8 protein-coding genes are annotated in these 12,413 nt (G+C 62.8%); 7 read left to right on the forward strand and 1 reads right to left on the reverse strand.

Features of this window, described 5'->3' with window-relative positions; all coding sequences use genetic code 11:
* Positions 1–41: 41 nt before the first annotated feature.
* The 7 genes from ACODTA_RS06810 to ACODTA_RS06840 all read left to right on the forward strand — a co-directional run bounded on the left by ACODTA_RS06810 (position 42) and on the right by ACODTA_RS06840 (position 10,957).
* Positions 42–1,280, forward strand: a complete 1,239-nt coding sequence (locus tag ACODTA_RS06810; RefSeq protein ID WP_489065057.1) for a serine hydrolase domain-containing protein — start codon at positions 42–44, stop codon at positions 1,278–1,280.
* Complete coding sequence (locus ACODTA_RS06815; RefSeq protein ID WP_489065058.1) at positions 1,277–2,539, forward strand: exo-beta-N-acetylmuramidase NamZ family protein; 1,263 nt, start codon at positions 1,277–1,279, stop codon at positions 2,537–2,539. Before ACODTA_RS06810 ends, ACODTA_RS06815 begins: the two co-directional genes overlap by 4 nt.
* Positions 2,540–2,771: 232 nt before the next feature.
* Positions 2,772–4,343 (forward strand): sodium:solute symporter family transporter, encoded by a 1,572-nt coding sequence (locus ACODTA_RS06820; protein WP_489065059.1) that lies wholly within the window; start codon positions 2,772–2,774, stop codon positions 4,341–4,343.
* Positions 4,344–4,531: 188 nt separating this feature from the next.
* On the forward strand, positions 4,532–5,983 hold the full coding sequence (locus ACODTA_RS06825) for a class I SAM-dependent DNA methyltransferase (RefSeq protein WP_489065060.1): 1,452 nt from the start codon (positions 4,532–4,534) through the stop codon (positions 5,981–5,983).
* Positions 5,980–7,899 (forward strand): restriction endonuclease subunit S, encoded by a 1,920-nt coding sequence (locus tag ACODTA_RS06830; protein WP_489065061.1) that lies wholly within the window; start codon positions 5,980–5,982, stop codon positions 7,897–7,899. Before ACODTA_RS06825 ends, ACODTA_RS06830 begins: the two co-directional genes overlap by 4 nt.
* Positions 7,896–10,235 carry an EcoAI/FtnUII family type I restriction enzme subunit R gene (hsdR, locus tag ACODTA_RS06835; protein WP_489065062.1) on the forward strand — a complete coding sequence of 780 codons (2,340 nt, stop codon included), beginning with the start codon at positions 7,896–7,898 and terminating at the stop codon, positions 10,233–10,235. Before ACODTA_RS06830 ends, hsdR begins: the two co-directional genes overlap by 4 nt.
* Before the next feature lie 155 nt (positions 10,236–10,390).
* Positions 10,391–10,957, forward strand: coding sequence for a T4SS efffector SepA family protein (locus ACODTA_RS06840; protein ID WP_489065063.1), 567 nt, complete (start codon positions 10,391–10,393; stop codon positions 10,955–10,957).
* Positions 10,958–11,039: 82 nt separating this feature from the next.
* Here the strand turns inward: ACODTA_RS06840 and ACODTA_RS06845 are convergent, their stop codons facing one another.
* The gene (locus ACODTA_RS06845; RefSeq protein ID WP_489065064.1) at positions 11,040–12,269 is read right to left on the reverse strand and encodes a metal-dependent hydrolase family protein; all 1,230 of its coding nucleotides are present in this window, start codon (positions 12,267–12,269) and stop codon (positions 11,040–11,042) included.
* Positions 12,270–12,413: the final 144 nt, after the last annotated feature.

Below are 12,413 nucleotides of genomic sequence, written 5' to 3' on the forward strand. Positions count from 1 at the left end.
ACATTGGCCACTGGATTGCTTCGTCGCTACGCTCCGTCGCAATGACGATTCGATTCCGCCAGCACGCCGCCACCCCCCGCCCCCATTGGCTCGCCGCCACCGCCGCGCTGCTGCTGTTCGCCCATCCCGCCCAGGCCGAAGCCCCGGCGCGCAAAGCCCCCGGCGCTGCACTCGTCACCGCCACCGCCACCCAGGAAACCCGCTTCGCCCGCGCCTTTGCGGAGGCGGACCGGTTCGTCGCCGAACATGCCTTTCCCGGCGCGGTGCTGGCGGTGGGGCAGCATGGCCGGCTGGTCGCGCTGAAGGCGTTCGGGCGGATCGACAGTTCGCCCGGCGCGCCGCCGATGCCGGCCAACGCGATCTTCGATCTCGCATCGCTCACCAAGGTGGCGGGCACGACGATGGCCGCCGCCTTGCTCTACGATCGCGGCCGGCTGGACCTGGACGCACCCGTCATCCGCTACCTGCCCGAATTCGCGGGCACCGCCGGGCATGATGCGATCACCGTCCGCCACCTGCTCACCCATAGTTCGGGCCTGAAATCGGGCGATCCCTTCTGGTGGAAAGCCAGGGACAAGCCCGCCATCCTTGCGGCGATCCACGCGCTGCCCGTCGCCAGCCCGCCCGGCACCACCTATCTGTACCAGGATTTCAACCTGATCCTGATGGGCGAGATCGTCGAGCGCATCAGCGGCCGCCCGCTCGACCGCTTCCTGCAGGCGGAGGTCTTCGGCCCGCTGGGCATGAAGGATACCGGATTCCGCCCGCCGCGCGGCAAATTGCACCGCATCCCGCCCACCGAGCAGGACGACACACTGCGCCACGCCATGGTGCACGGCGTCGTCCATGACGAGAATGCCTATCTGATGGGGGGCGTCGCCGGCCATGCCGGGCTGTTCTCCACCGCCGCCGATCTCGCCCGGCTCGCGCAGCTCTGGCTCGACGGCGGGCAATCGGGCGGCAAGCGCTTGCTGAAACAAGGCACCGTCGACCTGTTCCGCCGCGCCCAGCACCTGCCGCCGGACAGCAGGCGCGCATTGGGGTGGGACATGCCTGGCACGGGCGGCGGCTTTGCCGGGCCGCTCGCTTCCCCGAACGCGATCATGCACACCGGCTTCACCGGCACGACCATCTATATCGATCCGGCGCGCGACGCCTTCGTCATCCTGCTCACCAACCGCGTGAACCCGACGCGCGAGAACAGCCTGATCGGCCAGGCCCGCCCCGCCATCCATGGCGCGGTGCTCGCCGCGCTCGATGCGCCGGAACCGCGACCATGAAATCATCCCCCGCCGCGCTGCTGGCCGCGATCCTCGCGGCGCTGCTCGCCTTGGTCGCCACCCCCGCCGCCGCGCGCGTGCGCACGGGCATAGACGTGCTGCAGGATCAGCGCTTTGCGCAATTGAAACAGGTGGCGGCGCGCCATGGCGGGCGGCTGCGGCTGGGCATATTGGCGAACCCGATCAGCGTGGACGGGCGCGGCCGGCGGACGATCGACGTGCTGCGCCAGGATGCCGAGGCGGCGGTGCCGGGGCTGAAGGTGGTGAAGCTGTTCAGCGGCGAACATGGCATCGATGCCGCGCTGGATGTCGAGCATATCGATGATGGGGTGGACAAGGCCAGCGGCCTGCCGATCCTAAGCCTGTACGGCAGCAACCAGGCCGATCGCCGCCCCGGCGCGCGCCAGCTGGCCGGCGTGGACGCGGTGGTGATCGACCTGCAGGACGTGGGCGTGCGTTACTGGACCTTCCAGACGCTCACCAAATATTTCCTCCAGGCATCGGCGGCGCATGGCGTGGAGCTGATCCTGCTCGACCGGCCGAACCCGATCAACGGCGTCGCGGTGCAGGGCCCCGTCACGCTGCCCGGCCAGGAGAATTACGTGACCCCGCATGCGGAGCCGATGCGCCCCGGCATGACGCTGGGCGAGCTGGCGACGATGTTCAATGCGGAGGACCGGATCGGCGCGAAGCTGACGGTGATCCGCATGACCGGCTGGAAACGCACCGACTGGTACGACCAGACCGGGCTGTTGTGGATCAACCCATCCCCCAACCTGCGCAGCCCCGCCCAGGCGACCGCCTATGCCGGCACCGCGCTGCTGGAAGGGACCAATGTGAATGTGAAGGGGCCGACCGAGCCCTCCTTCCTCCGTTTCGGCGCGCCCTGGATCGACGGTGTCGCGCTGGCCGATTATCTCAACCGCCGCGCCATTGCCGGCGTGCATTTCATGCCCATCGTCTATGTGCCCGCGGGCGACGCGCATTTCCCGCATGTCGGCCAGCGCGTGGAGGGCGTGGAGGTGATCGTGGACGACCGCGACCGGCTGGACGCGCCGCTGCTGGGCGTGGAGGCGGTCTCCGCGCTCTGGAAGCTTTACGGCCCCAAGTTCGAGATCGACCGCGTGGACCGCCTGCTGCGCGACCGCGCGATGCTGGATCGGATCAAGGCCGGCGAAGACCCCCGCAGGATCGCCGCCGCCTGGCAACCCGCCCTCAACCGCTTCAAGGCCCGCCGTGCGCGCTATCTGCTGTATTGAAGGGCATAAGGGCGGGAGGATGCAAGAGACGAGAGCTTCCCCTACCCCCCTCCCGTCATTCCAGCGCAGGCTGGAGCCGCAGTCGACCGCAGGTCAATCCATACGATGCCGGTGCAAGACACCAGCCCCGCATGGACCCCAGCCTGCGCTGGGGTGACGCGGAAGAAGAACCAGCAGAACAGAATATCCGGAACCCACTCAGCCCCGAACGACCCGCCGACAGGAGCCCACAATGTCCCTCCCCTTCAGCCCGACAGACTGGGCCGTCATCCTCGGCTATTTCGCGTTCCTGGCGGCGGGGGCCTGGGTGTTCATGCCGCGCCATACGGATACGGCACATGATTATTTCCTGGCCGGCGGCACCGTGCCCGCCTGGCTCGCCGCCGTCTCCGTCCTCTCCGCCACGCAATCGGCGGCGACGTTCCTGGGCGGGCCGGATTTCGGCTATCATGGCGATTTCACCTATCTCGGCACCAATCTGGGCGGGCTGATCGGCGCGATCTTCGTCGCGCAGGTGCTGATCCCGCGCTTCTACGCGGCGCGCGTCACCACCGTCTACGAACTGCTGAGCGTGCGTTTCGGCACGCTGGCGACACGCTGGACGGGGGGCATGTTCCTGTTCGGCCGCGTGCTGGCGGGCGGCGCGCGCGTCTATCTGGCGGCGATCGCGGTGGCGATGGTGATGACGGGCACGGTCACCGCGGGCGGCATATTCGTGGCGGCGGCGGTGCTGGTGGTCGCCAGCTTCCTCTCCACCTTCGTCGGCGGGCTGCGATCGGTGCTGTGGATCGATCTGTTCCAGTTCGTGATCATGGTGGGATCGGCGATCGCGGTGCTGATATTCCTGCGCAACGCGATCCCGGCAAGCGATGCGGAGATCCTGCAGGGCCTGATGCATGCGCCGGGCGGCGTCGACAAATTGCGCCTGTTCGATTTCTCGACCGACCTGTCCCGCCCCTTCTCCCTGCTGGCGATCGTGACGGGCATCGCGCTGCTTTATATCGCATCCTCGGGGCTGGACCAGGATACGACGCAGCGGCTGCTCGCCTGCAAGGATGCGAAGACGGGCGCGCGCAGCCTGTACCTCTCCGTCTTCGCGACGGTGCCGGTGGTGGCGATCTTCATCACGATCGGGCTGCTGCTCCATATCTTCTACGACCGGCCGGAACTGATGGGCGGCGCCACCAACAGCGCGGGCCAGGCGTTCGCGGGGGAGAAGATCAGCATCTTCATGCACTATATCCTGACGGGGCTGCCGCCCGGCCTGCGCGGGCTGGTGACGGCGGGCATCATGGCGGCGGCGGTGGCCACCACCAATTCGGCGCTCAACGCCATGTCATCCGTGCTGATCCAGGATTTCTACCGCCCCTGGCGCGAACGCCGCGCGGCGGCCTCCAGCAACGACGGCGCCGCCGTGCCCGAACATCATTACGTCCAGGCCGGCCGCGCGGGCATGGGCGTGATCGGCCTGGCGATGCTGATCGTGGCCGTCCTCTCATTCTACTGGCAGCATTATGCCAAGCTGGGCCTGCTGGAATTCGCGCTGCAGGTGATGGTGTTCGCCTATGCCGGCCTGCTCGGCGTCTATTTCGCCGCCATCTTCACCCGCCGCGGCACCACCGGATCGGTGATCGCATCGCTGATCGCGGGCTTCATCACCGTGCTCCTCCTCCAACCCGCCATCGCGGCGGCGCTGGGTCTGCCGGAGATGCTGCAAGGACTGGCATTCCCGTTCCAGCTTTGCGTGGGAACGGCGGTGGCGTTTCTGGTGGCGGTGGGGCGTGGGGGACGGGAGGCAACATAATGTTCAATAAACAGCCCACACGAAAATCCTAATGGCCCTCCCAAGAGGTTCGCCGCCCTTTTCGTTCACGATCGACAGCCCTTTTCTGTGCGGTATATCCAGCCTTTTCGAAGGCTTTGGCGAACACCCACAGATAAAGCCCGATCTTCGCTTGTAGCCATTCCCAAACCGCTGCTACCCCTCGCTCCATGTTCGAACAGACCTTCAAGAACCTCGATGACATTCTGCGCAAGGAGGCCGGCTGCGCCTCCGAGTTGGACTACACCGAACAAACCAGTTGGTTGCTGTTCTTAAAATACCTCGACGATCTGGAAACCAGCCGCGCGACCGAAGCCGAACTGCGCGGGCAGGCCTATACGCCGATCATCAACGCCGCGCATCGCTGGGGCCTGTGGGCCGCCCCGAAGGATGCCGCCGGCGAGCTCGATCACAATCGCGCCAAGACCGGGCCGGACCTGATCGGCTATGTGAACCGCGAGTTGTTCCCCTATCTGGAGGGGTTCAAGGGCCGGGCTACCAGCGCCGACACCATCGAATACAAGATCGGCGAGATTTTCGGCGAGATCCGCAACAAGTTCCAGTCCGGCTACTCGCTGCGCGACGCGATCGACGCGATCGACGAATTGTCCTTCGGTAGCCAGATCCAGAAGCACGAGCTTTCGGAGCTGTACGAAGCCAAGATCAAGAACATGGGCAATGCCGGGCGCAACGGCGGGGAATATTACACCCCGCGCCCGCTGATCCGCGCGATGATCAAGGTGGTGAAGCCGACGCTGAACGATACAGTATATGACGGCGCGGCCGGTTCCTGCGGCTTCCTCTGCGAAGCCTATGACTATCTCCGGCCGCTGGCGAAGACTGCCGGCGACCTCGAGCGGCTCCAGAAGCACACCTTCTTCGCCAAGGAAAAGAAGAGCCTCGCCTACGTCATCGGCACGATGAACATGATCCTGCACGGGATCGAAGCGCCCAATATCGTCCACACCAACACGCTGGCCGAGCAGGTGCTGGATATTCAGGAGAAGGACCGCTTCGACGTCATCCTCGCGAACCCGCCCTTCGGCGGCAAGGAGCGGCCGGAAATACAGCAGAACTTCCCGATCAAGACCGGGGAGACCGCCTATCTGTTCCTCCAGCACTTCATCAAGTCGCTGCGCGCGGGCGGATCGGCGGCGGTGGTGATCAAGAACACCTTCCTGTCCAACACTGACAATGCCAGCGTGGCGCTGCGCCGCGAGCTGCTGGAAAGCTGCAACCTGCACACCGTGCTCGACATGCCCGGCGGCACCTTTCAAGGTGCGGGCGTCAAGACCGTGGTGCTGTTCTTCGACAAGGGCGAGCCGACCCGCAGCATCTGGTATTACCGGCTAGATCCCGGCCGCAACATGGGCAAGACCAACCCCCTGAACGATGCCGACATGGCGGATTTCCTCGAGCGGCAGGAGAGTTTTGCTGAGGGGCTGAATGCGTGGAGTGTGGCGGCGGACACGCTTGACCCCGCGACCTTCGACCTGACCGTGCGCAATCCCAATGCGCCAGAAGCCGCGGCGCTGCGCAGCCCGCAGGAGATACTCGATGAGATCGCCGCGCTGGATGCCCAGAGTGCGGAGATACTAGCGCGGGTGAGGGAACTGCTGTGACGAAAACGGGGGGGCGCAGCGCTACCGTTCGCCACATTGCGGGAGAAGCTGCCATTTCGGTAGGGATGCCGAACGCCGCAGCGCCAACTGGCTGGCGCTGGGTGCCACTTACCAGTGTGGCACGATTAGAGTCGGGCCATACTCCCAGCCGTCGGCACCCTGAATATTGGGGTGGCGATATTCCTTGGCTGAGCATTCGTGATGCGAAGGCCAATCACGGCAAAGTGGTTAGCGAAACGATCGAAACCACCAACGAAGCCGGTATCGAGAACTCGTCCGCGCGCGTGCTGCCGAAAGGCACGGTTTGCCTCTCCAGAACCGCATCGGTCGGCTATGTGACCATCATGGGTCGCGCGATGGCCACCAGTCAGGATTTTGTAAACTGGGTGTGTTCGGACAAGCTAGACCCGCGCTTCCTCCAGTATCTATTGATTTGCGAAAAGCCGAGCCTAGCCCGCTTTTCGAGCGGTGCCGTGCATCAGACGATCTACTTTCCTGAAGTCAAGGCGTTCCACGTCTGCATTCCTGCGATTGAGGAGCAGCAACGGATTGTGGCTGTACTGGATGAGGTCTTCGCTGCCATCACGACCGCAACCTCCAACGCAGAAAAGAATCTGTCCAGTGCGCAGGAGTTATTCGAGTCTATCCTTCGGCTTTCGTTCGAAGGTGTAGATGCGCCACTGCGCAGCCTATCAGATGCCTGCGAACGCGTTACAGTCGGTCACGTCGGTATCACTTCCCCTCACTATAGAACCACAGGCATACCTTTCTTAAGGACGCAAAATATAACGAAGGCTGGCGTGCGCTTGGATGACTTGGTTTACATTACCCCTGAATTTCATCGTAACCTTAGGAAGTCCGCCCTCAAGGCCGGAGACGTTTTGATCGCTCGGGTCATAACTGATCGGATGAATGTCGGCGTCGTCCCCGCCACATTGGGCGAAGCTAACTGCGCAAATGTGATTTGTGTGAGGCCCGGAACGGGCATGAATCCTCAGTACCTCTGGTATCTTATTCGATCAGATCAATCTCAACGTGAACTTCTTGGTCAGCGCAAGGGTTCAGCCCAGCAGGTAGTTAATACCTCCGTCCTAAAAAGCTGGCGCGTGCCAATACCGACACCGGGCCAGCAAGCCGAGATGGTCAGACATCTCGATGTGGTGAGGCACGAGATTGATGACTTGATCGAACGCTGCGACAGTAAGCTAGCGAGTCTTGCCAACCTCAAGCAGTCCCTCCTCCACCGCGCCTTCACCGGGGGACTGACGGCCAGCAAGCCCGTGATCATCGTTCCGGCGAACGATGATTGGCACTCGCCTGAAGCTTCCGCCCAAATTCTCGTGTTCGCTCATTTTCGCCACGTTTCCCTAAATCGCGTTGCGAACTTTGGGCACGTGAAAGCCCAAAAGTCGTTGCAAGCGGTCGAGGCTTGGGGGGGGCTCGATTTGGGACGCCGGCCGATTAAAGATAGAGCCGGGCCAAACGACTTTCCTCACATGCAAAGAGTGGAAGAATGGGCAAAGCAAAATGGCGCTTTCGAGTTTGTCCAGCGCCCGACCGGCGGTTACGATTTTCGACCGCTCCAGAATTACGGCAAGTTGTTGGATGAGGCCCGGCGACGGCTGGATGAGGTGGACACGTTGCCGAAGCGTGCGATCGAACTCCTGGTTGATATGGATTCCGACTGGGCGGAGATCATTGTGACGACCCACGCCGCCTGGAACAATCTGGTGCTAGATAAAGTGGCAGCAACGAACGATATGATCGTTTATGCCTCTCGCGATGGCTGGCATCAATCAAAGCTTCGTCATGACAAATCGCGCTTTCATGACGCCATCCGTTTTCTCCGTAGCAATGGCCTAGTACCCGATGGCTCAGCGAAGCGAGTCAGTGGACAGGAGGCCTTGCTCTTTTGAACGAAGCCGAGACCCGCGCCGAACTGATCGACCCCGCATTGCGCGAGGCCGGCTGGGGTGTGGTCGATGGCAGCCGCACCCGGCGGGAGGTGATCGCGCCCGGCCGGATCATGGGCAAGGGCAAGCGCGCACGCGCGCTGTCCTGCGATTATGTGCTGGTCTATCGCAATACCAAGCTGGCGACGTTGGAAGCCAAGGCCGCGACCAAAAGCTACACCGAGGGTGTCGAGCAGGCGAAGGACTATGCCGCCCGCCTGCAATGCCGCTTCGCCTATGCCAGCAACGGCAAGCAGATTTATCGCATGGACATGGCGACCGGCGCGGAAAGGCTGGTCGATGCTTACCCGACACCGCAGGAATTGTGGGATGCCACCTTTGCCGAGGCGAACCGCTGGCGCGACCGCTTCGCAGCCGTCTCTTATGAGACTAGCGGCGGGCGGTTCGAGCCGCGCTATTACCAGCACAACGCTATAGAGCGCGTGCTGGAGGGGATCAGCGAGAACCGCGACCGCGTGCTGCTGACGCTTGCCACCGGCACCGGCAAGACCGCCATCGCTTTCCAGATCGCCTGGAAGCTGTTCCATGCCCGCTGGAACCTGTCAGCCTGGAAGGCGGCTGACGAGCCGACGCGCCATCCGCGCATCCTGTTCCTGGCCGATCGCAACATCCTCGCCGATCAGGCCTACAACAGCTTTGCCGCCTTCGACGACGGCGCGCTGGCGCGGATCACGCCGGGCGACATCAAGAAAAAGGGCTCGGTGCCCAAGAACGCCAGCATCTTTTTCACCATCTTCCAGACCTTCACCAGCGGCGCCGACGCAAATGGCGATCCCGCGCCCTATTTCGGCGATTACCCGCCCGACTTCTTTGATTGCATCATCATCGACGAGTGCCATCGCGGCGGTGCGAAGGATGAGAGCGAATGGCGCGCGATCCTCGACTATTTCGCGCCCGCCGTGCAGATCGGCCTTACGGCCACGCCAAAGCGGAAAAACAACGCTGACACCTATGCCTATTTCGGCCAGCCGGTTTACACCTACTCGCTGAAAGAGGGGATCAACGACGGCTATCTGACGCCGTTCAAGGTCCGCCAGATCGGCACGACGATCGACGAATATGTCTACACGCCCGATGATGCCGTGGTCGAAGGCGAAGTGGAGGACGGCAAGCGCTACGCCGAAGGCGACTTCAATCGTACCATCGAAATCCGCGAGCGTGAGGCCTATCGCGTCCGTACCTTCATGGACATGATCGACCAGCGCGAAAAGACGATCGTTTTCTGTGCGACGCAGGAACACGCCGGCATCGTCCGCGACCTCATCAATCAGGTGAAGACCAGCACCAACCCCAACTATTGCGTCCGCGTGACCGCTTCGGACGGCGCGATCGGCGACCAGTGGCTGCGTACCTTTCAGGACAACGACAAGACCATTCCGACGATCCTGACGACCTCACAGAAACTATCCACCGGCGTCGATGCGCGCAACGTCCGCAACATCGTGCTGATGCGGACGGTCAATTCGATGATCGAGTTCAAGCAGATCATCGGGCGCGGCACTCGCCTGTTCGACGGCAAAGACTATTTTACGATCCTCGATTTCGTGAAAGCCTATGAGCACTTCAACGATCCCGAATGGGATGGCGAGCCGCTTGCCCCGGAGCCGCCGAAGGGGCCGCGCGACGGGAAGCCGGAAGGCGATCCACCGGAGCCGCCCGAACGTGGGCCGGACCCCGAGCCGCCCAAAGCCAAGCTGGTGATTCGGCTGGCGGACGGGAAGGAACGCGCGTTCCAACATATCAGCGCCACGACCTTCTGGAGCGTGGACGGCAAGCCCGTTTCGGCGCAGCAATTCATCGAAGACCTATTCGGCCAGTTGCCCGACCTATTCCGCGATGAAGACGAACTGCGCGCGATCTGGAGCCAGCCGGATACACGGCGCAAGCTGGTGGAAGGCCTCGCCGAACGTGGTTTCACTGGCGAGGCGTTGGATAGCATTCGCCGGGCGACCGATTCTCAAGAAAGCGACCTGTTCGACGTGCTGGCCTATATCGCCTGGGCGCGCCCACTGTTGAAGCGGATAGAACGGGCTCAAACCCGCCGCGAAGCGATCCTCTCACGATACGGCAACAAGCAGCACGAGTTCCTCGATTTCATCCTGTCGCAATATGCAGCGGTTGGTGAGAGCGAGTTGGACGACGGCAAGCTACCTGCGCTGCTGGAACTGAAGTATGGCACGCCCATGGACGCAGTTCGCGAGCTTGGATCAGTCGCAGAAATCCGTTCAACCTTTTTAGGCTTTCAGCGCAACCTGTATGAGGGCGAAAGCAAAAGCTGATTACGTGTGGACCGCATTCTACTGGCATGTCGTAGCAGCGCGCAGCAAAGCGGCGTTTGAATGGCCGCTGCTCAATAGCATACAATATGTAACATATCCTCTTGACGTGGCCCAGTGATATGTAACATATTTCGTGCCACATTGAGGAGCCTTCTATGATGCCCGTTGTAAGAGTGAACGATGCTACCTTCGCCAGCCTGAGCACGTTGAAGACCTGGTTCGGAACCAAGACCCCCAGCGACACGATCGACAAGATTGTTCGTGAAGCGATGGAACAGCTTGGAATCGAACAAGACGGTGAGCCGGAAGACGCAGCAATCGTGACCGGCGATGGCGCAATGGAGTTCCAAACCGCTCCCGGGCTTTCATTCACAAAACCGCTGTCAGCTTCGATTAATGGAAAGGCCGTGCCAAGCCCCCGCTGGTCGTCAATGCTCCTCACCATGATCGCCCAATTGAAAGCGAAGGGCTTCGAAGGAGAAAAGCTGGTCCGCCTGCTGCAAGTACCCGCAAAGGGAGAGCGATATGAAGAAGAGGGCTTCAAATATCATCCCGAACTGGGAATCTCCGTCCAGGGCCAGTCGGCTTCGGATGCTTGGAAAGAGATCGACCGGATTGCCAAGAAATGGGCCATTCCCGTCGTGATCGAGTTTTGGTGGCGACACAATGACAAGGCACAATTCCCCGGCAAAACCGGCCGCATTCGCTCCGGCAACACCTGACAAAGTGCATATTGTGGGCATCACTCTCGCATAGGCGCTAACCTTCGCAGGCGGCCACGACCGCCTGCCACCTCACACCCCCTTACCCCTTCACCACCTCCCCGCCGCGCATGATCATCGGCAGCACCTCGCCGCCCTTTGCCAGCAGGGTGATGTCCTTCAGCGGGTCGCCGTCCACGGCGATCAGGTCGGCATAGGCGCCGGGTTTCACGCAGCCGAGTTCGTCCTGCTGCTGCAGGATCTCCGCGCCGATCGACGTGGCCTGGCGGAGGATCTCGATTGGCTGGAAGATATCGGCGCGCAGCGCGAATTCCCTGGATTGCTGGGTGTATGAATCGCCCAGCAGATCGGTGCCCAGGCCGATCTTCACGCCGGCATTGCGCATCCTTTCCATGCCGGTCAGCGCTTCCCTGTACACACCCTCCAGCTTTTCCAGGCTGACGGGCGGCAGGCCGAGCGAGGGGCCGAGTTCGCGCAGCGCGAAGATCGTCGCCATGGTGGGCACGATATAGGCGCCGCGCTCGGCGACGAAGGCGGCGGTCTCGTCATCGATCAAGGTGCCGTGTTCGATGCAGCGCACGCCGAATTCCACGCAGCGCCGGATCGCGCTGGGCGGATGGCAATGCGCCGCCGCATAGCTGCGCCGTTCGGTGCATTCGTTCACGATCGCGCGGATCTCGTCCTCGCGATACTGGTTCATCCAGATCGGATCGGTGGGCGATGCGACGCCGCCCGATCCCATGATCTTGATGCAATGCGCGCCGCGCCGGTATTGCTCGCGCACCGCCGTCACGCACTGTTCCACCCCGTCCGCCACCACGCACAGGCTGTTCATCGCGCCGCCGCACGAGCAATAGCCATGGGTGTGCGCCGCCTCGTTCGCGGCGCGGAAATCGCCATGGCCGCCGGTCATGGACAAGATCTTGCCCGCATAGAAATAGCGCGGGCCACGGATCAGCCCGTCGCGCAGCGCCTGCGCCAGGCTCCAGTCGCCGCCGCCGATATCGCGCACCGTGGTGAAGCCGCTGTCCAGCGCATGACCCAGCATGCGCACGGCATGCGCGGTGCGATAGGGTTCGCCCGCCCCGTCCACCCGCTTCACGTCCATGCCCGATGCATAGGCATGGACATGCAGGTCGATCAGCCCCGGCATCAGCGTGCGACCCTTCAGGTCGATCCGGCGCGCGCCGCCCCAGGCGATCGGCGCTTCGGAAACCTCGCGGATGCGATCGCCCTCGATCGCCACCGAAACGCCCTCCGCACAATCGGGACTCACGCCGTCGAACAGGCGCGCATTCTCCAGAACAATCATCGGTCCATTCCTCTTCCCAGGCGGCGAATCGCCATGCGCCGCATGGTGACCCAAGGTCGATTTCCATGCAATGATGCACTTTATTGCTACGGCCGATGCAGCGATGGATCGGCGACGCGCCCATACAGGAAGCTTGCCCGATCC

The organism is Sphingomonas sp. FG14 (genome assembly GCF_057809675.1).